This window comes from Halobacillus sp. K22 (assembly GCF_052246795.1).
Classification (GTDB): Bacteria; Bacillota; Bacilli; order Bacillales; family Halobacillaceae; genus Halobacillus.
Window position 1 is genome coordinate 14,765 of record NZ_JBQQCN010000004.1, and the last position, 22,345, is coordinate 37,109.

21 protein-coding genes are annotated in these 22,345 nt (G+C 41.4%); all 21 read left to right on the forward strand.

Annotated elements, in window-relative coordinates; translation table 11 throughout:
• Window positions 1-86 precede the first annotated feature (86 nt).
• On the forward strand, window positions 87-1,220 hold the full coding sequence (locus ACTWPM_RS04475; protein ID WP_443131875.1) for a BMP family lipoprotein: 1,134 nt from the start codon (window positions 87-89) through the stop codon (window positions 1,218-1,220).
• A gap of 174 nt (window positions 1,221-1,394) precedes the next feature.
• A complete protein-coding gene (locus tag ACTWPM_RS04480; RefSeq protein WP_443131876.1) occupies window positions 1,395-2,921 on the forward strand; it encodes an ABC transporter ATP-binding protein in 1,527 nt (508 codons plus the stop codon).
• Window positions 2,922-3,968, forward strand: coding sequence for an ABC transporter permease (locus tag ACTWPM_RS04485; RefSeq protein WP_443131877.1), 1,047 nt, complete (start codon window positions 2,922-2,924; stop codon window positions 3,966-3,968).
• Between the two features lies 1 nt (window position 3,969).
• The gene (locus tag ACTWPM_RS04490; protein ID WP_443131878.1) at window positions 3,970-4,929 is read left to right on the forward strand and encodes an ABC transporter permease; all 960 of its coding nucleotides are present in this window, start codon (window positions 3,970-3,972) and stop codon (window positions 4,927-4,929) included.
• A 140-nt stretch (window positions 4,930-5,069) separates the two neighbouring features.
• Complete coding sequence (gene yfmF, locus ACTWPM_RS04495; RefSeq protein ID WP_443131879.1) at window positions 5,070-6,353, forward strand: EF-P 5-aminopentanol modification-associated protein YfmF; 1,284 nt, start codon at window positions 5,070-5,072, stop codon at window positions 6,351-6,353.
• Between the two features lie 2 nt (window positions 6,354-6,355).
• On the forward strand, window positions 6,356-7,648 hold the full coding sequence (gene yfmH / locus ACTWPM_RS04500) for an EF-P 5-aminopentanol modification-associated protein YfmH (RefSeq protein WP_443131880.1): 1,293 nt from the start codon (window positions 6,356-6,358) through the stop codon (window positions 7,646-7,648).
• On the forward strand, window positions 7,641-8,357 hold the full coding sequence (gene ymfI / locus ACTWPM_RS04505) for an elongation factor P 5-aminopentanone reductase (protein ID WP_443131881.1): 717 nt from the start codon (window positions 7,641-7,643) through the stop codon (window positions 8,355-8,357). Before yfmH ends, ymfI begins: the two co-directional genes overlap by 8 nt.
• A gap of 69 nt (window positions 8,358-8,426) precedes the next feature.
• Complete coding sequence (locus ACTWPM_RS04510) at window positions 8,427-8,687, forward strand: DUF3243 domain-containing protein (RefSeq protein ID WP_443131882.1); 261 nt, start codon at window positions 8,427-8,429, stop codon at window positions 8,685-8,687.
• Window positions 8,688-8,844: 157 nt separating this feature from the next.
• On the forward strand, window positions 8,845-9,636 hold the full coding sequence (locus ACTWPM_RS04515) for a DUF3388 domain-containing protein (RefSeq protein ID WP_443131883.1): 792 nt from the start codon (window positions 8,845-8,847) through the stop codon (window positions 9,634-9,636).
• A gap of 20 nt (window positions 9,637-9,656) precedes the next feature.
• On the forward strand, window positions 9,657-10,598 hold the full coding sequence (locus tag ACTWPM_RS04520) for a helix-turn-helix domain-containing protein (protein WP_443131884.1): 942 nt from the start codon (window positions 9,657-9,659) through the stop codon (window positions 10,596-10,598).
• 110 nt (window positions 10,599-10,708) lie between these two features.
• Window positions 10,709-11,287, forward strand: coding sequence for a CDP-diacylglycerol--glycerol-3-phosphate 3-phosphatidyltransferase (gene pgsA, locus ACTWPM_RS04525; RefSeq protein ID WP_443131885.1), 579 nt, complete (start codon window positions 10,709-10,711; stop codon window positions 11,285-11,287).
• Window positions 11,284-12,525 carry a competence/damage-inducible protein A gene (locus tag ACTWPM_RS04530; protein ID WP_443131886.1) on the forward strand — a complete coding sequence of 414 codons (1,242 nt, stop codon included), beginning with the start codon at window positions 11,284-11,286 and terminating at the stop codon, window positions 12,523-12,525. Before pgsA ends, ACTWPM_RS04530 begins: the two co-directional genes overlap by 4 nt.
• Window positions 12,526-12,689: 164 nt before the next feature.
• On the forward strand, window positions 12,690-13,769 hold the full coding sequence (gene recA / locus ACTWPM_RS04535; protein ID WP_443131887.1) for a recombinase RecA: 1,080 nt from the start codon (window positions 12,690-12,692) through the stop codon (window positions 13,767-13,769).
• Window positions 13,770-14,109: 340 nt separating this feature from the next.
• Window positions 14,110-15,672 carry a ribonuclease Y gene (gene rny / locus ACTWPM_RS04540; RefSeq protein ID WP_443131888.1) on the forward strand — a complete coding sequence of 521 codons (1,563 nt, stop codon included), beginning with the start codon at window positions 14,110-14,112 and terminating at the stop codon, window positions 15,670-15,672.
• A 77-nt stretch (window positions 15,673-15,749) separates the two neighbouring features.
• Entirely contained in the window at window positions 15,750-16,547 is a 798-nt protein-coding gene (locus ACTWPM_RS04545) for a TIGR00282 family metallophosphoesterase (protein ID WP_443132031.1), read from the forward strand.
• Between the two features lie 108 nt (window positions 16,548-16,655).
• Window positions 16,656-16,916: a stage V sporulation protein S gene (locus tag ACTWPM_RS04550; RefSeq protein WP_089751022.1), complete on the forward strand. Its 261-nt coding sequence runs from the start codon at window positions 16,656-16,658 to the stop codon at window positions 16,914-16,916.
• Window positions 16,917-17,093: 177 nt separating this feature from the next.
• The gene (gene tdh / locus ACTWPM_RS04555) at window positions 17,094-18,134 is read left to right on the forward strand and encodes an L-threonine 3-dehydrogenase (RefSeq protein ID WP_443131889.1); all 1,041 of its coding nucleotides are present in this window, start codon (window positions 17,094-17,096) and stop codon (window positions 18,132-18,134) included.
• A gap of 21 nt (window positions 18,135-18,155) precedes the next feature.
• Window positions 18,156-19,331, forward strand: coding sequence for a glycine C-acetyltransferase (locus ACTWPM_RS04560; protein ID WP_443131890.1), 1,176 nt, complete (start codon window positions 18,156-18,158; stop codon window positions 19,329-19,331).
• A gap of 162 nt (window positions 19,332-19,493) precedes the next feature.
• A complete protein-coding gene (miaB, locus tag ACTWPM_RS04565; protein WP_443131891.1) occupies window positions 19,494-21,065 on the forward strand; it encodes a tRNA (N6-isopentenyl adenosine(37)-C2)-methylthiotransferase MiaB in 1,572 nt (523 codons plus the stop codon).
• Complete coding sequence (locus ACTWPM_RS04570; protein WP_443131892.1) at window positions 21,066-21,488, forward strand: RicAFT regulatory complex protein RicA family protein; 423 nt, start codon at window positions 21,066-21,068, stop codon at window positions 21,486-21,488. It begins immediately after the preceding gene.
• 210 nt (window positions 21,489-21,698) lie between these two features.
• Entirely contained in the window at window positions 21,699-22,271 is a 573-nt protein-coding gene (locus ACTWPM_RS04575; RefSeq protein WP_014643357.1) for an outer spore coat protein CotE, read from the forward strand.
• Window positions 22,272-22,345 lie beyond the last annotated feature (74 nt).

The following is a 22,345-nucleotide window of genomic DNA, read 5'->3' on the forward strand; positions in this document are numbered from 1 at the left end:
GGGAGGTGAGGCTTGCTGAAAAAGAGGAAAAGTAACACTTTTGATGTGGTTCAGGGGTCAAACTTAATAAATTAGGGGGAGTTATTTTGTTTAAAAATCGTCGTTTTCTTTTAGTTTTTTCACTATTATTAGCCATTGTTTTAGTTCTTGGAGCGTGTGGTAGTTCTGATGGGGGCGGAGACTCAGCAGAGGACTCAGGAGGAGATAGTGAGAATAACAATGAAAACTCTTCTGAGAACGCTGGCAACGAAGATTTTTCAGTAGCCATGGTTACTGATGTAGGCGGCGTAGACGATAAATCGTTCAACCAGTCTGCATGGGAAGGTTTGCAAGCATTTGGCGAAGAAAATGGAATGTCTAAAGGTGAAGGTTACGACTATGCGCAATCAGAAAGTGATGCCGATTATACAACAAACCTTAACCGTCTTGTCCGTCAGGATTATAACTTAATTTATGGAATTGGATACTTATTACAGCCAGCTATTGAAGAGGTTGCCGCACAATATCCGGATACAAACTTTGCTATCGTTGATTCTGGCGCAGAGGGTGACAACGTGGCAAGTATCCTATTTAAAGAACACCAGGGATCTTTCCTTGCGGGTGTGGCCGCAGCAAAGAAAACCCAGTCTAATAAAGTTGGATTTGTAGGTGGAGTAGACGGAGCCTTAATCAACAAGTTTGAAGCTGGGTTTGAGGCCGGTGTTAAATCTGTAAATGCTGATATTACAGTTGATGTACAATATGCAGAAGCTTTCGACGCCCCTGATGATGGAAAACTGATCGCATCAGATATGTATTCAAAAGGTATTGATGTTATTTATCATGCTTCAGGTGCCACGGGAAATGGTGTTTTTGCTCAAGCCAAAGACCTTAAGAAAAATAACCCAGATGAAGATGTATGGGTAATCGGTGTAGACCGTGACCAGCATGAAGAAGGCGCTATTGGAGACAATAACGTAACGCTTACTTCTATGGTGAAGCGTGTGGATATTGCCGTACAGGATGTAGCTAATCAAGCTATGAACGGAGAATTCCCAGCTGGAGAAACTATTGAATACGGCTTGGACGATGAAGCCATCAGCCTGGCTCGTACAAATGAAGAAGCTTTAACAGACGACATTATTACAGCGATTGAAGATTGGAAAGAGAAAATCATCAACGGCGATGTCGAAGTACCTAGCACTCGTGAAGAATTAGAAACTTATGTGAATTCCTTATAAGGATGACTGGAAAAAGGCTGGTGTAAGCCGGCCTTTTTTTACTGTATGGAACAAAAATCATCAAATGAAGAGTTATCATACCCGGCCCTCTTCATTTGATGATTTTTAAAGAGCATGACTGGGACTTAAGCTTAGATGGATTCATCTTAGACAAAAAGGGAGTGAGGGCAGCAAATGGAATACGTTATTGAAATGCTTAACATTCGTAAAGAATTTCCAGGGATTGTGGCTAATGATAATATTAACCTTCAAGTTGAGAAAGGTGAAATCCATGCTCTGCTTGGTGAAAATGGAGCAGGAAAGTCCACATTAATGAATGTTTTATTTGGTCTTTATCAGCCTGAAAAAGGCGAAATAAAGGTAAAAGGCAAGAAAGTAAAAATTACAGATCCCAATGTAGCCAATAAGCTCGGCATTGGAATGGTTCACCAGCATTTTATGCTGGTTGATACATTTACGGTAACTGAGAATATCGTTTTAGGAAGTGAACCTAAAAAGGGTGGGACTGTAGATATAAAGAAAGCTGAAAAGGAAGTAAAAGAGCTCTCTGAGCGATATGGTTTAAATGTAGATCCAAGTGCTAAGGTTCGTGATATCTCCGTTGGGATGCAGCAGCGGGTAGAAATATTAAAAACTCTTTATCGGGGTGCTGAGATATTAATTCTGGATGAACCTACAGCCGTTTTAACCCCTCAAGAGATCAAAGAATTAATAGGGATCATGCACAGCCTTGTGAAAGAAGGAAAATCCATCATCCTCATTACTCATAAGCTGAAGGAAATTATGGAAGTCTGCGACCGATGTACGGTAATTAGAAAAGGGGAAGGAATCGGAACCGTTAATGTGGCTGATACTAATCCAACTGAATTAGCCTCGCTGATGGTTGGACGTGAAGTAAGCTTCTCTACAGAAAAAACCCCGGCTAATCCTAAGGAAACCTTCTTATCCATCAAGGACTTATATGTAAAAGATGTGCGCGGAGTGGACATGGTTAAAGGATTAAACCTCGAAGTTAAAGCAGGGGAGATTGTAGGAATTGCTGGTATTGACGGGAATGGCCAATCGGAGCTAATTGAAGCAATTGCGGGTTTGCGAAAAAGTGAATCAGGAAGCATTAAACTTCATGATCAAGTGATTACGAACTTATCACCTAGAAAGGTTACTCAGTCCGGAGTTTCTCATATTCCTCAGGATCGTCACAAATTTGGGCTCATACTAGACTTCCCGGTTGGTGAAAACATGGTGCTGCAGAGTTACTATCAGCAGCCTTTTTCCAAAAAAGGAGTCATGAATTTTAAGAATATATACAAAAAAGCACAGGAATTGATTGAAGAATATGATGTGCGTACCCCGAATGCCTATACGAAAGCTAGATCGCTGTCAGGCGGAAATCAGCAAAAAGCCATTATAGGACGTGAAGTTGACCGTTCTCCAGATTTAATTATAGCTGCGCAGCCTACACGCGGGCTTGATGTTGGGGCAATTGAATTCATCCATAAGAAATTGATTGAAGAACGTGATAAAGGGAGAGCCGTGCTGCTGCTATCTTTTGAACTGGAAGAGATCATGAATTTAAGTGATCGAATTGCGGTCATGTTTGATGGAAAAATCATTTCAGAGGTTAAACCGGAAGACACAAATGAACAGGATCTCGGTCTTATGATGGCAGGGAATACTCCACAGAAAGCAGGTGGGAGCTAAATGTTTGCCAATCGAACAGTTAATATTCTTATTCCTATAATATCCGTACTGCTCGGATTATTATCAGGGGCTGTTATTATGCTTGTTTTTGGTTACAACCCCTTGAAAGGCTACGCTGCTTTATGGACAGGCGCTTTTGGGGACGCTTATTTCTTCGGAGAAACACTGAGACAGGTTACGCCTTACATTCTTTCAGGACTCGCTGTCGCCTTTGCACTTCGTACAGGACTCTTGAATATTGGAGTCGAAGGCCAGGTCTTTGTCGGCTGGGTGGCATCCGTATGGGTGGGGGTAGCTTTTGAATTACCTATGATTATCCATCTTCCACTAGCTGTTCTGGCCGCTGCTTTTGCCGGTGCTTTTTGGGGGTTTATTCCCGGAATTTTAAAAGCTAAACTTGGCGTTCATGAAGTTATTGTCACAATTATGATGAACTACATTGCATTGTACTTATCTAATGAGATTGTAAGAAATGTTATTACAGATGGCAAAGATCGCACCGATTCTATCGCTCCTACGGCTTCACTTGCCTCTGAATGGCTGGCTGAACTGACTTTTTTTTCACGCCTTCATTGGGGATTATTGATTGCATTATTCATGGCTCTAGTCATGTGGTTTCTTCTAAATAAAACCACGCGAGGATTTGAATTACGCTCAGTGGGTTTTAATCAGCACGCATCAAACTATGCGGGCATGAGTGTAGGGAAGAATATAGTACTTGCTATGGTTATCTCGGGAGCTTTTGCGGGCCTGGCGGGCGCGATGGAAGGACTGGGAACCTTTGGTTACATGTCTGTTAAATCAGGATTTACGAATATTGGTTTTGACGGGATCGCTGTGGCTCTTCTTGGAGCGAACACTGCCCTTGGAGTGGTTCTTGCTGCCTTTTTGTTTGGTACTCTTAAAATTGGGGCCCTTAACATGCCGACCGTAGCTGGGGTTCCTACAGAGTTAGTGGAAATAGTCATCGCACTCATCATAATCTTTGTAGCATCAAGTTATATGATTCGCTGGATTATTTTACGCTTCAAAAAGGAGGGGAAATAAAATGGAATTTTTAGATATTCTGGCACGAATTATTCCACCTGCCATTTTCTTTGCATCCCCTCTGATTTTTACAGCCCTCGGAGGTGTATTTAGTGAACGTTCGGGGATCATTAATATAGGACTTGAAGGTCTTATGGTAATGGGAGCCTTTGTAGGTATTGTTTTTAATTTGACCTTTCATGAGGTTTTAGGTGATGCCACCCCTTGGGTTTCGATATTTGTAGCAATGGTAGTATCCGCTGTTTTTGCACTTGTTCACGCGGTAGCATCAATCACCTTCCGTGCCGACCAGGTGGTTAGTGGAGTGGCCATAAACTTTCTTGCCTTAGGAGTCGGTCTGTTTCTCACAAAGCAATGGTATGATAAAGGACAAACTGACATGGTGGACCGCCCTTTCTACACCATTGATATTCCTGTGCTGAATAAAATTCCAATCCTGGGTGACCTGTTTTTCTCGGGATGGTACCTAACTTCTTATTTAGCGATTATTTTAGCTTTCGCTGCCTGGTTCGTCATTTATAAAACTCCATTTGGCCTGCGTCTGCGGTCTGTCGGGGAGCATCCAATGGCTGCAGACACCAATGGTATAAATGTCTATGCTATGCGTTACGTAGCAGTTATGATCTCAGGAGCGCTTGGTGGTCTCGGTGGTTCCGTTTACGCTTTAACCATAGCACTTAACTTTTCCCATGCTACTATTGTAGGTCAAGGGTTTATGTCTCTTGCAGCCGTTATTTTCGGAAAGTGGCACCCATTGGGAGCATTAGGAGCGGCTATTTTCTTTGGACTTGCCCAAAGTTTAAGTATTGTTGGATCCAGTTTGCCTTTATTAGAAGACGTTCCTCAAATATTTTTATTAATTGCTCCTTACGTCCTGACGATTCTGGCTCTTGCTGGATTTATAGGACGAGCGGAAGCTCCTAAGTCTCTGGGTGAGGCATATGTTAAAGGAAACCGTTAGAATAAATTAAGCCCGGTCCACACACCGGGCTTAATTTTTTACATTTTGAAACATATACCTTAGCATAGGACGTAGCTTTCTATGGATGAATTACGTGGAGTGAGTCTATAATAGTAGAGAAACGACAAGGAGGATGGGAAATGAAGATTAAGGAAGAAGTACTGCTTGAAAAACAAGGATATCGATTACATATTCTACCTAGTAAAAAATACAAGACCATATCAATCGTGGCTAAATTTAAAACCCCATTAAAAAGAGAAGGAATTACAGAGCGGGCTTTGCTGCCTCACGTACTGCAGAAAGCTACGAATAATCATCCGAATGTAAGAGAATTCCAATCATCTTTTGAAAATTTATATGGAACGGTGTTATCGAGCGATGGAACGAAAAAAGGGGAAAATCACGTCATCAGTTTCCGTATGGAAGTTGTTAACGAAGCCTACCTTAATGATCAAGAGCCTATATTGGAAGAAGCTTTGAAACTGTTCAATGAAGTTCTCTATGCACCTAAAATTGAAGGAGAAGGCTTCGATTCGTCCATTGTAGAACGTGAAAAACAGACGCTCGAGCAAAAGATTACTTCAGTAAAAGACGATAAAATGAGTTATGCCAATATGCGTTTAATGGATCACATGTGTAAAGATGAACCTTATTCTTTACATGTAAGCGGTTATCAAGAGGATATCTCTTCAATCACTCCGGAAAGTCTTTACACTTATTATCGTTCGATGATAAAAAATGATTTGCTTGATGTTTATGTAATTGGAGATATAGATCAAGCTGATATTGAGAAAATGACTGATCAGTACTTCTCCCGTGAGCACAGCAGCAATCAGGATAACGATCAGGTATCTACTTCCAAAGACGTAAAAGAAGTAAATGAAGTCGTTGAACGTGAGGAAGTGAACCAGGGTAAACTTCATATTGGATACCGTACGTACACCAAATTCGGTGATTCAGATTATTATGCCCTGCAAATTTTTAACGGATTATTCGGAGGATTTCCAAGTTCTAAATTATTTATGAATGTTCGTGAGAAGCACAGTCTTGCTTATTATGCTGCTTCTCGTTTTGAAAGTCATAAAGGGTTGCTTCTTGTATTCAGTGGTGTGGATCCAAAAGACTACCAACAAGCGAAATCCATTATTTTAGAACAGATGGATGCGATGCAAAACGGAGATTTCACCGAAGATCAGGTTGAAGAAACGAAGGAACAAGTGATCCATCAGCTTCAAGAGACCATGGATAATGCCAATGGAATTATAGAGATCCTTTACCATCAAATGCTCTCCGGAGCTGAAATGCCTGTAAATGATCTAATCGAACACATCCGAAAAGTAACGAAACAGGATGTTGTATCTATGGCAAATAAGATTAAACTTGATACGATTTACTTCTTAACCAGCCTTGAGGGAGGGGAATAACTGTGGAAGAACTAGTCTATGACCAGATCAATGAAACCGTCTATACAGAAACAATGGATAATGGATTGAAAGTGTTCCTGCTTGCCAAACCGGAAATGGCTAAAACATTCGGAATTTTTACTACGAATTATGGATCCATTGACCAGACGTTCACGCCTATTGGTCAGGAAGAGAAAGTGACCGTTCCTGAGGGGATTGCACACTTCCTGGAACATAAGCTGTTTGAAAAAGAAGATCGTGATGTGTTTCAAGACTTTACGAAGCTTGGGGCGTCCGCAAATGCTTTTACTTCTTTTACAAAAACTGCTTATTTATTTACAGCGACCAGTCAAATAGAAAAGAACGTGGAGACCTTGCTTAATTTCGTTCAGGATCCATACTTCTCAGAGGAATCTGTGGAAAAAGAAAAAGGTATCATCGCTCAGGAAATCCGGATGTATGATGACCAACCGGACTGGCGTTCCTTTTTTGGAACCATTCAAAGTCTGTATCACCATCATCCTGTCAAGGTAGACATCGCAGGCACAGTAGATTCCATCCAAAACATCACAAAAGATGACCTTTATACTTGTTATGAAACATTTTATCATCCTTCCAACATGGTTTTATTTGTAGCTGGAAATATACAACCAGAAGCAATGATGGAGCAAATTCGTAACAATCAGGATAGTAAAGAGTTTCCGGCTGCTCCGGAAATTAATCGCTCTTATCCTGATGAGCCGGCGGAAGTTGCAAAAGCCAATAACTCCATCACGATGCCGGTTACGACCGCAAAAGCAATGGTCGGGGTGAAGGAAAAAGTTACTCATTTAACAGGTAAGGAATTACTTCGAGCCGAGCTCCTTTCCAGCATGATTCTTGATTACTACTTTTCTAAGAGCGGTGCTTTTTATGAAGAGTTATATCGAAATGATTTAATTGATGACAGCTTTCAGTTTGAAACAGAGCTGGATCGTCAATTCGGATTTACGATTCTTGGTGGAGATACAAGAAAGCCGGAAGAAATGACTAAACGTGTGAAAGAGATGCTTCATAAACTAAAAGAAAATAACATCTCTGATGAAGACTTCACCCGAATGAAGCGTAAAAAAATCGGTCAGTTCATGCGGGCATTAAATTCCCTGGAATTCATTGCTAACCAGTTTACTCATTACCACACGCTTGGCGTAGATCTGTTTGACGTTCTGCCGGTTATTGAATCTCTTACTTCCAAAGATGCTGAGGAATACTTGCAGCACTGGATTAATGAAGAAGCTATTTCGGTCTTCCAGGTCAAGCCTCAGGAAAATGAGTAAACGTTGTCTAATCGTTGGAGCAAGCGGTGAAATTGGATCTAGTGTCACCCAGACTCTTGTAGAAAAAGGGTATCTTGTCGGCCTGCAATACCACTCGAATTGGCGCATAATAGAAAATTTGAAAAACCAGACTCCTGAAAGCCAATGGCTTGGAGCCCTACAAGCGGATTTAACAACTACGGTGGGGATTAAAGCTTTTTTGCAACTCGTATCTAAGGAGTGGGAGGCTATTGTATTTTGTGGGGGACATCTATGGAAAGGCCTTTTCCAGGACATGACCGACGTGGAAATGGATGAATTGTATCATGTCCATCTTAAAGCTCCCTGGATGATTTCCCGGCATGTCCTTCCCTTTATGATCCATAATAAAGCAGGAAATATAGTGATCGTTTCTTCCGTATTTGGCGAAGAAGGAGCAAGTATGGAAGTAGCATACAGCTCTGTAAAAGGTGCGCAAATAAGCTTTGTGAAAGCTTTGTCTAAAGAAGTTGCGCCTAGCGGAGTTCGAGTAAATGCAGTAACGCCAGGTGTTATCGCAACAAAAATGAATGACATGCTTTCCCCTGAAGAATGGAATACTCTGGAAGATGAAATTCCTCTTGGAAGAGCTGGGCAGCCCTATGAAATAGCTGATGCCATCAGCTATTTATTGAGTGATCAATCCAGTTATGTCACAGGACATGTACTGCGAGTAAATGGCGGTTGGTAATAAAATGTGTGCATAAAATGTTTGTTTCCTCTCATACTAAGTATGAAAAACTTAGAGGAGGTAACAACAATGTCTGTTCTTGAAAATTTTGACTCTTGGAAAGACTTTCTTGGCGATCGTTTGCATCAAGCACAAGGGCAAGGGATGGATCAACAAGCTGTATCAGAACTTGCTTTCGAAATTGGTGGATATCTTGCTAATTCAGTAGATGCAGAAAATGATCAGGAAGCTGTTCTGCGTGATCTTTGGAACGTAGCTGACCAAAAGGAACAACACGCTATTGCTAATATGATGGTGAAACTCGTACGTAACGAAGGAACTCAAGCTTAATTCGTCAAAAACCGCACATGCATTGTGCGGTTTTTGCTATTTTTCAAAGATAATCCATTTCCTGGCTTTCTTATTCAATAAAAATCCTTTATGATAGATAGTGAGTTGTGCATGTTCTTAAAGGACAAAAAATGACATTTTCCAGAGGAGCTTTGTCATGGAGAAAAAAGAATGGTACTTAGAATACGAAATACAGTATAATCGGCCAGGTCTGCTTGGAGATATTTCTTCTTTGCTTGGGATGATGGCGATTAACATTGTTACAATAAATGGTGTAGAGAATTCCCACCGGGGAATGCTGCTCTTATGCAAAGATGAAGAGCAGATTATCCGTTTAAAATCAATTTTAGATACGATGGATACCATTAAAGTTACAAAATTACGCCGTCCCAAATTAAGAGATCGTCTTGCTGTCAGGCACGGAAGATACATACATAGCGATGTGGATGACCGTAAAACCTTCCGATTTAACCGTGAAGACTTAGGGGTGCTCGTCGATTTCATGGCTGAGCTGTTTATGAAAGAAGGGCATAAACTTGTCGGTATTCGCGGAATGCCCCGAGTTGGTAAAACGGAGTCTGTAGTAGCGGCAAGCGTATGTGCAAATAAAAGATGGCTTTTTGTCTCCAGTACTCTGTTAAAGCAGACGGTCAGAAACCAGTTAATTGATGAAGAGTACAGGGAAGATAATCTTTATATTATTGATGGAATTGTTTCTGCTAGACGTGCAAGTGAACAGCACTGGCAGCTTGTAAGGGAGATCATGAGGCTTCCGGCTACCAAAGTGATTGAACATCCAGACATTTTTGTACAGGAAACAGAGTATAAACTCGATGATTTCGACTACATTATTGAATTAAGAAATAACGATGATGAGGAAATCACTTACGAAACGGTGGAAAAGCCAGACATGTCGATGGGTGATGGGTTTTCCATGTTTGATTTTTAACATAATGGATGGTGTTTTACATGGAGAAGGAGATTGGAGCTCGGTTAAGGAGCGCGCGCGAGTCTAAGGATATGTCTCTTGAGCAAGTACAGGACATAACTAAAATTAAGACGCGCTACCTTCATGCTATTGAAGAAAATGACTTTAGTGTGCTACCGGGCAAGTTTTATACACGGGCTTTTGTAAGAGAATATGCCTCTGCTGTAGGTCTTGATCCTGAACAGATAATGGAAGAGCATAAAAATGAGATGCCGACATTCGAGAAAGAGGAAGCAGCTCAGTATAAACGGGTCCAGCAACAGAAAGAACCCTCTGCGAAGAGGACAAACGTTTACAAATACTTACCGACTGTCATGACGTTTGTCCTTGTTGTTGGTATATTGTTTGTCGCTTATATTTTTATAATGGGTGGTAATAATGACCTGGGAAGCGGAGCCGCTGAGCAGGAAGCTTCAAGTAACGATATCAATGTTCCAGAAGCCTCTGATACAGAAGACAGCGAAAGTACTCCCGTCAGTTCAGAATCAACAGATGAAGGCACGGTTAGTGATGAGGAAGAATCAGAAGATCAAGCCGGTGGAGAGGAGACTTCTTCAAGTGAGGAGGCTTCTTCAGAAGAATCTGAAGAAAACGAGTCTTCTGAAGTTTCCCTCGCTGAAAAAGGAACGGGCAATTTTCCAGAACATACGTATAACATCGCAACTGGAGAAGAAAAATCTTTGACTATTGAACTGGAAGGTACGGCCTATTTGGAGGTACAAGGTGAAAAAAATGGAGAAAATTTAATCTCACCTATTGAATATAGTCCGGAGGATTCACCAGTTAAAGTTGATGTTTCGGATAAGAAACAAGTGTTTATTAAAACGGGGAACGCCCTTGGAACCATTGTGAAAATCAATGGGCAACAAGTAGATTTTCAAACCGAGCAGGCTACCCAAAAGCTTTTGCTTAACTTTAATTAAGTGAAATTTTTCAAAAAGGCTGTCCTGGAGGTAGATCATAGAGGGAATGATCACCTTCTATCATTAAAGGGACAGCCTTTTATTTTAGTGTATTTTAGGAGTGTGACAAAATGAACTTACCAAACAAAATTACGATTTCAAGAATATTACTCATCCCCATTTTTATCATTTTAATGAGTGTTCCTTTCGAATGGGGTTCTATTCAAATGGGGGATCGTGAATTACCCGTGGCTCACCTGGCAGGAGCCATACTATTTATTTTAGCTTCAACGACTGACTGGATTGATGGCTATATTGCAAGAAAATATAATCTGGTAACAAATCTTGGAAAATTCTTAGATCCTCTCGCGGATAAACTTTTAGTAAGTGCAGCTCTAATTGTACTCGTAGAGATCGGTCTTGCTCCAGCTTGGATTGTAATTGTGATTATTAGCCGGGAATTTGCAGTTACAGGTCTGAGGCTTGTTGCAGCAGGTGACGGGAGCGTTTTAGCAGCGAGTCAAATGGGGAAATTGAAAACTTGGATACAAATTATTTCCATTTCTCTATTACTGCTTCACAATTGGCCTTTTGCTTACCTGAACCTGCCTTTAGGAATAATAACTCTTTACTTAGCACTTATTATTACATTCTATTCGGGTTATGAATACTTCCAGAAGAACTGGCATGTTATGAGGGATTCCAAATGAAGGCGGAAATTATAGCTGTAGGCACTGAACTGTTACTTGGCCAAATATCTAATACGAATGGACAGTGGATTTCTCAAGAATTTGCAAGCATAGGCATACCAGTTTTTCAGCATAGTGTCGTAGGTGACAACATGAAAAGAGTAGAAGATGTTTTTCACACTGCTCATAGCCGGTCGGATGTTATAGTCGTCACAGGCGGTCTTGGACCCACCGAGGATGACTTAACCAGAGAAGCTGCCCATGGCGTAATTGGGCAGAAACTCATAGAAGACCAGGATGCGATGAAGAAAATAGCTCAATTTTACGAAAAGAACAAACAAACGATGACAGCTAACAATCGAAAACAAGCACTAGTTTTCGAAAAAGGCAGGGTACTTCCTAACGAAGAAGGAATGGCGCCGGGCCAAATTGTAGAACATGAGGGGAGAGTATGGATCTTTCTTCCAGGAGTTCCCTCTGAAATGAAATCGCTTATGAAAAGCGGAGTTGTTCCTTACCTTCAGCGTACTTATAACCTGCAGTCTGATATCGTTTCTGAAATGATGTACTTTATAGGTATTGGTGAATCAACCTTGGAAAATAAGCTCTCTGCGTTAATCTTAAACCAGACGAACCCCACACTTGCTCCACTGGCAAGTGAAGGGGAAGTGGGGCTCAGAATTACCGCAACTGGAGAAACAGGAGCAGAGGCAAGACAAAAAATTTCTAAAATGAAAGAGACCATATTACAGATCGTGGGCTCCTATTACTATGGAAGTGATGATGTCTCGATTGAGTCTACAGTGCGCGATTTACTAAAAGAACGAGGTTACCGTCTCGGTGCAGCAGAAAGCCTTACAGGCGGCCAATTCATAGAGCAGCTAATTACCCTGCCTGGCGCTTCTGCTGTTACGCAGGGAAGCCTTGTAGCTTACACTCCTCTCATGAAGGAGAAAGTGATTGGGGTGCCGCCATCCCTAATTGAGCAGTATGGAACGATCAGTTATGAATGTGCAGAAAATATGGTACTGAATGCTCAAAGGATTTTAGATGCTGATGTGGCGGTCAGCTTTACAGGGGTTGCTGGACCGGATTCTAGTGAAGGACATGAACCGGGAACCGTGTTCATAGGACTGCAAATAGAGGATAAGCGCCCGTATGTATATCACTTTCAATTTCAGGGAGGCAGAGATAAGATTCGTTCTCGTGCTGTTAAAAAAGGATACGAATTAATTTTTCACCATATCAAAGATTTATAATTCTCCCGATGATCTTATGGAATAATTCCTTTTTTCGTAAGAAGAAATAGAATTTCTGATAGACATACATTTCAAAAAAGGGAACATTTATTCGCTTTTTAGTTGGCAAACTATGAAAAACAAGTTATGATAGGGATAGAAATTTTGAAAGGCGGTATATTTATATGAGTGATCGTAAACAAGCATTGGATTCAGCTTTGCGTCAAATAGAGAAGCAATTTGGTAAAGGTTCAATCATGAAAATGGGAGATGGAAGTGAACAGAAAGTAAACACAGTACCCAGCGGGTCACTGGCGTTGGATGTTGCGCTGGGGGTAGGCGGCTATCCTCGAGGCAGAATTGTAGAAATATATGGACCAGAATCTTCCGGTAAAACAACAGTAGCTCTTCACGCTATTGCAGAAGCCCAGAGAAAAGGCGGAACGGCAGCTTTCATCGATGCAGAGCACGCGCTTGATCCTGTTTACGCCCGTCGTCTAGGGGTGGATATCGAAGAGCTTCTATTATCCCAACCTGATACAGGGGAGCAAGCTCTGGAAATAGCAGAAGCGCTCGTACGTAGCGGTGCAGTAGATATGGTTGTTATTGACTCCGTAGCTGCCCTGGTTCCGAAAGCAGAAATTGAAGGGGAAATGGGTGACGCCCATGTAGGATTGCAGGCCCGTTTAATGTCTCAAGCTCTTCGTAAACTATCAGGAGCAATCAGCAAGTCAAAAACAACTGCAATCTTCATTAACCAGATTCGTGAAAAGGTTGGGGTTATGTTTGGTAATCCTGAAACGACCCCGGGCGGCCGTGCTCTTAAATTCTACTCTTCTGTCCGTTTAGAGGTGCGCCGTGCCGAAACTCTGAAACAAGGAAATGAGATGGTCGGTAATAAGACGAGGCTTAAAGTTGTAAAGAATAAAGTGGCTCCGCCTTTCAAACAAGCAGAAGTCGACATCATGTATGGGGAAGGGATCTCCAGAGAAGGAGAGTTACTGGATATCGGAACAGATCTTGACTTAATACAGAAGAGCGGTTCCTGGTACTCTTACGAAGGTGAACGGTTAGGTCAAGGAAGAGAGAATGCCAAACAGTTCCTTAAAGAAAATAGTAAGGTTTATGAAGATGTTAAGCGTCTTATTCGTGACCATTACAACATGGAACCTAAAGAAGAGGAAAGTGAAGAAAGTAAAGAAAGTAAAGGAAGTAAAGGAAGTAAAGGAAGTAAATCGGACAGTCAGGAAACCCTTGATGTGTAAATGTTTGATTTTCTGAGCTAATTTGGATTCATTCCACCATCACAGAGATTTTTCAAATAGAAGCAGTGGCTCTCATGCACTGCTTCTGTCTTTTTTTACATAAAGTTATGCTTGATAGAGGTAATGTCAGATTCGGAGTATAAAGACTGACTGTTTGAAATATTTCAACTAATCTACAGGATAGATTTGACGTTTCCTTGACATTCCATAGTGGCAGGCATAAAATGAATGTGTATCATTTTCATCTTTATAACCTTATTTAAACTTAATCACACATTGAAAATGAAACGTTTGTACTACCGACAAACGGACCAAGTTCATAGCAAGAGGAGGTGAAAACATGGGTATAATATCCTCGCTCATCTTCATTTTGCTTGCCCTTATCGTCGGTTCTGTTGTTGGTTATCTTATTCGGAAATCGATTGCGGAGGCGAAAATTTCAAGTGCTGAAGAACTTGCAAAACAGATTGTAGAAGAAGGTCGTCGTAATGCAGATTCAGCCAAAAAAGAGGCTCTTCTGGAAGCTAAAGAAGAGAACCAGAAACTTCGCCAGGAAGCGGAAAGTGAAAACCGCGAACGCCGCATGGAACTGCAGAAAACTGAAAATCGTTTAACACAGAAAGAAGAGAATCTCGATCGTAAGAGTGATATGCTTGACCAGCGTGATCTTTCACTCGAAAAGAAAGAAGGAACTCTTGCCGAGAGACAACAACAAATTGAAGAAATGGAAAGCAAAGTGAATGCTATGCTTCAAGAACAGCAAACAGAGCTTGAACGCATATCAGGCTTGACATCAGACCAGGCGAAACAGGTTATTTTAGAACGAGTTGAGCAAGAAGTATCCCACGAGTCAGCTCTTATGATTAAAGAAGCAGAAAACCGTGCCAAAGAAGAAGCTGATAAAAAAGCGAAAAGCATTCTTTCACTTGCCTTACAGCGATGTGCTGCCGATCACGTGGCAGAAACAACGGTGTCAGTAGTCAACTTGCCGAACGATGAGATGAAAGGACGTATTATCGGCCGTGAAGGTCGTAATATCCGTACTTTAGAAACATTAACAGGTATTGACTTGATTATCGATGATACACCGGAAGCTGTCATTCTCTCAGGGTTTGACCCAATCCGCCGTGAAACTGCAAGAATGGCTCTTGAAAAACTTGTGCAGGATGGACGAATCCACCCGGCTCGTATTGAAGAAATGGTGGACAAGTCACGCCGAGAAGTAGATGACTACATTCGTGAAGTAGGGGAAGAAACCACTTTTGAGGTTGGAGTGCATGGTTTACATCCTGACCTTGTTAAAATTCTTGGTCGCTTGAAATATCGTACAAGTTACGGGCAAAATGTCCTTAAACACTCCACAGAGGTTGCTTACTTATCTGGTTTACTTGCTGCAGAGTTAGGTGAAGATGAAGTGCTTGCCCGTCGAGCAGGTTTACTTCACGACATAGGTAAAGCGATTGACCATGAAGTCGAAGGAAGCCACGTAGAGATTGGGAAAGAATTGGCTACTAAGTATAAAGAAAATGAAACGGTAATTAATGCGATTGCTTCACACCACGGTGATGAAGAACCTACCTCAATCATTTCTGTACTGGTAGCAGCCGCGGATGCTCTTTCAGCAGCTCGTCCGGGTGCAAGAAGCGAGACACTTGAGAATTATATTAAGCGTCTTGAAAAACTTGAAGAAATCTCTGAGTCCTACGAAGGGGTCGAAAAATCATTTGCCATTCAAGCTGGCCGTGAAGTACGCATAATGGTTCGTCCTGATGAAATTGATGATCTTGAAGCTACTAGATTAGCCCGAGATATTCGCAACCGAATCGAGGGAGAACTCGATTATCCAGGTCATATTAAAGTAACAGTTATTCGTGAAACACGTTCAGTGGAGTATGCGAAATAAAAGATATGAAGCGGCCCGCGCGGCCGCTTCATTTATGTTTAAAATAAAATGATAATAGAAACAGAGAGGGATTAATGATGAAGATATTATTTATAGGAGATGTTGTAGGATCACCAGGCCGGGATATGGTGGATGAGTATTTGCCGAAATTAAAACAGAAATACCAGCCGACCGCAACAATAATTAATGGAGAAAATGCTGCTTCAGGTAAAGGGATTACAGAAAAAATCTATCGTCGTTTCCTGGAAAAAGGGGCACAGGCTGTAACTCTTGGAAACCATGCTTGGGATAAAAAAGAAATTTTTGACTTTATAGACGATGCAGAGTATCTCGTGCGTCCTGCCAACTTCCCGGAAGGGACTCCTGGGAAAGGTTTAACCTTCGTTAAAACTCCGAAAGCTGAGGTAGCTGTCATTAATTTGCAAGGACGCACCTTCCTTTCCCCTAATGACGACCCTTTCAGAAAAGTGGATGAATTAATAGAAGAAGCCAAGAAAAGAACATCTATCATCTTTCTTGATTTTCATGCTGAAGCCACCAGTGAAAAGCAAGCGATGGGCTGGTATGTGGATGGAAGAGTAAGTATAAATGTGGGTACACACACTCATATTCAAACCGCAGATGAGAGGATCCTCCCCGGTGGTACGGCTTATATATCGGATGTGGGTATGACCGGACCTTACGATGGGATTCTTGGTATGGAGCGGGAGGCTGTACTTAAACGCTTTCTAACAAACTTACCTGTACGTTTCGAAGTTCCAAAAAAGGGAAGATCACAATTAAGCGGATTTTTGGTAGATGTGGACGAACGGACAGGCAAAGCAAAAAAGGTAAATCGAATTCAGATCAATGATGATCATCCTTTCTTCGAATGATTATTTGAATTTTGTGACAAATTGATTCATAATGAAAAGGTAATATTCTACATCTCCAAGAATATAGTAGTTATGGAACAACTATAGTGATTGAAGGAGGAGCTAGTAATGGAAGTATTAAAAGTATCAGCTAAATCCGTACCTAATTCAGTAGCAGGGGCTTTAGCCAACGTTGTTAGAGAGCGCGGCACTGCTGAAATTCAAGCCATTGGTGCAGGTGCATTGAATCAAGCAGTTAAAGCGGTGGCAATTGCTAGAGGGTTTGTAGCCCCTAGTGGATTAGATTTGATTTGCATTCCAGCCTTTACTGACATTATGATCGACGAGGAAGAACGTACGGCGATCAAATTGATTGTCGAACCTCGATAGAATTAATATAAAGCTTACCTTCATACAAGCCGAAGTCGTACTCCTCAGAGTGCGGCTTTTTTTGTGTGCATATGTGTTTTCAGAGTGGACAGTAATAGTTGATAATAAAACTATTCATGTTAAAATTGTTTTATATAGAGGTTTTATGCCTCGTATAAATGATTAGGGGTGTTCACTGTGAATGGAACAATGAAAGCAATTGTTAAACACCATCGCGGTAAAGGAGCAGAGCTCAAGGAAGTAGCTATTCCTTCCATTCGTGATGATGAAGTACTAATACGAGTCCAGGCAACGTCCATATGTGGAACAGATGTGCACATTTATAACTGGGATGAGTGGTCTGAGAGCCGAGTGAAACCACCTTATGTTTTCGGCCATGAATTTGCAGGTGAAATTGTTGAAGTCGGAGAAAAAGTAAGTAACTTCACAGAAGGTGACTATGTGAGTGCAGAAACACATTTAGTATGCGGACACTGCCCTCAATGCCTGACGGGTAAATCCCATATTTGTGAAAATACTAAGATTATAGGTGTTGATACGCAAGGGTGCTTCGCCGAGTATGTAGCTCTTCCTGCTAGTAACTTATGGCGCAACCCGAGTGACCTACCAACAGATATAGCTTCCATACAGGAGCCGATGGGAAATGCTGTACATACCGTCCTAAATGGCGATGTGGCTGGTAAGTCTGTGGCTGTGATTGGGTGCGGCCCTATCGGTTTAATGGCTGTTGGTGTAGCTAAAGCAGCGGGAGCTTCCCAGGTATTGGCTTTTGATCTAAATCCCTATCGTTTAGAGTTAGCGAAACAAATGGGTGCTACTAAAACGATTAATTCAAGTGAAGAAGACCCTGTAGTCAAAGCTAAAGATCTTACTGATAGACACGGGGTAGATGTGGTTTGTGAAATGAGCGGACATCCTGTAGCCATGGATCAAGGGTTTAAAATGATCACAAATGGAGGGCGTGTGTCGATATTAAGCCTCCCCACGAAAAGAGTAAGCCTTGATGTAACGAATGATATTGTTTTTAAAGGGATAGAAGTGCAAGGAATTACGGGGCGCAAGATGTATGAAACGTGGCAGCAGGTTTCCCGGCTGCTTCAATCAGGACAGGTGGATGTTAAACCAATAATTACTCATCACCTGAAACTGGAAGAGTATGAAAAGGGATTTGATTTAATGAATCAAGGTGCATGTGGAAAAGTTGTATTGCATCCATAATTGTTAAGGAGGAGATACCATATGAAAGGTTTTGAATACTTGCAGGAACAATTAGAAGAAATGAAGGGTGAAGGGACATTCAGGAGTTTGATTCCTCTGGAGTCAGCTCAAGGGTCAAGAGTGACTATTAAAGGTAAAGAAGTTATCCAGCTGTCATCCAATAATTATTTGGGGTTAACATCTCACCCAAAGATGAAAAAAGCGGCGGAAATAGCAAACGAAGAATTTGGTGTTGGAACAGGATCGGTTCGTACTATTGCGGGAACATTGCAAATGCACGAAGAATTTGAAAAGAAACTTGCTAAATTCAAGCACACGGAAGCAGCTCTTGTTTTTCAATCCGGATTCACAACCAACCAGGGTGTGCTTTCTTCTATTTTAGGAAAAGAGGATGTAGTTATTTCTGATGAATTAAACCACGCCTCCATTATCGACGGCATTCGCTTAACGAAGGCGGATCGAAAAATTTATAAGCATGTGGATATGAATTCATTAGAGGAAGCCTTGCAGGCAAGCTCAGAGTACCGAACGCGTTTAGTTGTAACGGACGGAGTCTTTTCCATGGATGGGAATATTGCTCCGCTCCCGGAAATTGTAGAACTTGCAGAAAAGTATAATGCCTTAATTATGGTTGATGATGCTCATGCCAGCGGAGTGCTAGGCGATAATGGACGTGGCACGGTTAATCATTTTAATTTGGATGGTCGTGTTCATATCCAGGTGGGTACGTTAAGTAAAGCTATTGGTGTCCTCGGCGGATATGTGGCCAGTACGCAAACACTTAGAGAATACCTAATTCATAAAGGACGTCCATTTTTGTTCAGCACTTCTCATCCCCCTGCAGTTACAGCAGCTAACGATGCAGCTATCGATGTACTTCTGAATGAACCTGAGTTAATTGAAAAACTTTGGGACAATACGAAATATTTCAAAGACGGTCTATCTTCTCTTGGGTTTGATACAGGAATCAGTGAAACACCAGTGACACCTGTTATGATTGGCGACGATGCCTTAACCCATAAGTTCTCTGATGCGTTATTTGAGCATGGCGTTTTCGCTCAAGGAATTGTCTTCCCGACGGTACAGCGTGGAAAGGGAAGGGTTCGTACGATTGTAACAGCTGAACATTCAAAGGAAGAGCTTAAAGAGGCCTTAGATGCTTTTGAAGCTGTTGGTAAAAAACTAGGGATCATTTAAAGTTCATGTTAAGCCGCTGTGACCATTAGTCATGGTGGCTTTTTTTTGTGAAAACTGATACTATTTTGGAGTATGGAGATAAATTCTCAATTCTACTTAAAATTCAGAGAAAAAATTGATATAATAAGACAGTTAGAAGGCTCGGCTTGAAAGGAGATCGCAATGAACGAACAACAGCGAAATGACATGTCCCGTATTCGTCAGGTTAATCCTGAAGATACGGCGTCAGATAAAGATAATTTGGACCGTCTGAAAGAGAAATCAAGTGAAGATTTCATGAAATATTTTGAAACTACTTACCAGCCTCCAAATATGAGGGATGCACAGCGCAGAAAGAAAAAGGAAACAGACGTGCATTATGATTTTACAATACCTGAAGATATGGATCAGTCTGGTAAAGGAAAGAAATATATGATCCGTACATACGGATGTCAGATGAACGAACATGACACAGAGGTTATGGCCGGTATCTTTGAAGAAATGGGATATGAGTCCACTTCGGATACGAAAGAAGCGGATATCATCCTCCTTAATACTTGTGCGATAAGAGAGAACGCTGAAAACAAGGTTTTCGGTGAAATTGGTCACTTAAAACCATTAAAAATGGAAAACCCAAATTTAATTATCGGTGTGTGTGGATGTATGTCTCAGGAAGAATCCGTAGTGAATCGCATTCTTAAGAAGCACCCTTTTATCGATTTAATTTTTGGAACGCATAACATTCACCGGCTGCCTCAGCTTGTGAAAGAAGCTATGTTTGGAAAAGAAATGGTTATCGATGTATGGTCTAAAGAAGGGGACATCATTGAAAACCTTCCACGTTCCCGTAAAGGAAAGATTAAAGCGTGGGTTAATATCATGTACGGCTGTGATAAGTTCTGCACCTATTGCATCGTTCCATATACACGAGGCAAGGAACGAAGCCGACTGCCAGCTGATATTATTCAGGAAGTGAGGCATCTGGCTGCCCAGGGGTATAAAGAAATCACCTTGCTTGGTCAAAACGTGAACGCTTATGGTAAGGATCTTGAATTAGATTATGGACTTGGCGACTTGATGGATGAGCTTCGAAGCATCGATATTCCGCGTGTTCGATTTACGACCTCCCATCCCCGTGACTTCGATGACAGGCTCATTGAAGTACTTTCTAAGGGCGGCAATATGCTCGACCATATTCACCTGCCTGTCCAATCTGGTAATACGGATGTTCTTAAGATCATGGGACGTAAATATTCAAGAGAAGAATATTTAGAGCTTGTCCAGAAGATTCGCAAAGCGATGCCGGAAGCTACTCTTACTACGGATATTATCGTTGGTTTTCCAAATGAAACAGAAGAACAGTTCCAGGATACCTTGTCGCTTGTGGAAGAAGTCGGATTTGAAGCGGCCTATACATTTATCTACTCTCCACGGGAAAACACACCAGCTGCTAAAATGCAGGATAACGTTTCTATGGAAGAGAAAAAAGATCGTCTTCAGCGCCTAAATAAGCTGGTTAATGAACAGTCAGCACAGGCAATGAAGCAATATGAAGGCGAGATTGTGGATGTGCTTGTAGAAGGAGAAAGTAAGAATAATGAGGAAGTGCTAGCTGGATACACGAAGCGTAATAAACTAGTTAACTTCCGTGCTCCAAGATCTTCCATCGGTCAAATTGTACCGGTGAAAATAACTAAAGCGAAAACCTGGTCTCTAGATGGAGAAATGGTGGAAGCAAGCGTAGAGGTGAAGTAAATGGCAGAGTACACGAGAAAGCAAGTTATAGATGAAGCTCATAAACTGGCTAATATGATGGCAAATATAGAAGAAATCGACCGCTTTAAGCAGTTGGAAGCAAAGCTGAATGATAACCAGAAAGTACAATCTCATATTAAGAAGATTAAAGCTTTGCAGAAACAAGCTGTAAACTTTCAAGCTTATGGAAAATCAGAAGCGTTAGAGCGTGTTGAAAAAGAAATTGACCGACTGCAGGATGAGCTCGATGAAATACCTGTAGTAGCTGAATTTAAAGAGAGTCAAACAGTCATTAACGATATCCTTCAGATGGTTTCTAGCACGATCTCGCGAGAAGTCACAAATGAAGTAATCCGCTCCACAGGTGGAGACTTACTCAAGGGCGAAACGGGTTCAAAAACTAAAGGGAGCAGCTGCAGTTAATTCCTTAAATCGATGTCCCAAAAAAATATTTTTTTCGCTCAAATACATGTCCGCCATAGGGTTTATCCCTTTGGCGGATTTTTTTCGTGCAGTTTTTTTGGGCTCTTGCATAGAATGAATTAAACACGTCCTTAGATCTTTATCATGTTAGTAACCATTCGCCCAACCCCTGCATAGGATGGGCGGTAGAATAAGGAGGAGTGAAACCCTATGTCTTTTTTTGAGCGTGATTACAGGGAGATTATTACAAAAGCTGTAATTGGGAAAGGTAAAAAGTTTACAGAATCCACGCATACGATCAGCCCCTCGCACCGCCCGACAAGTATCCTGGGTTGTTGGGTCATTAACCACATTTACAATGCAAAGAAAAAAGGGGAGCATGTGGAGGTCTCAGGAAGCTACGATGTGAATGTTTGGTATTCGTATAATGATAATACGAAAACCGAGGTAGTCACAGAACGAGTGAACTATTGTGATCTTGTAAAACTCTCTATTAAAGATGACAACTGTATTCATGACGACGTGGAAGTAATAGCTAAAGTTGTCCAGCAGCCTAATTGTTTAGAAGCGAATATAACCGCCAATGGTCAAAAGATCGTTGTAGAAGTGGAAAGGGAATTTACCGTGGATGTTATCGGGGAAACCAAACTTTGCGTAAAAGTTGATCCTCATGGTTGTGATAAGGATGACGATTATGAATATGAGCTATCATCTGATGATTTTTCAACTATTGAAACTGATTTTCTTCCTTCCTCCAGTAGTGACGACGATAAGCATGATTAGATACAAACTCCTTGCTGACTTCAGCGAGGATTTTCTTTTTTTAGAACTCTTTTTACATACCGTAGATCTCTATT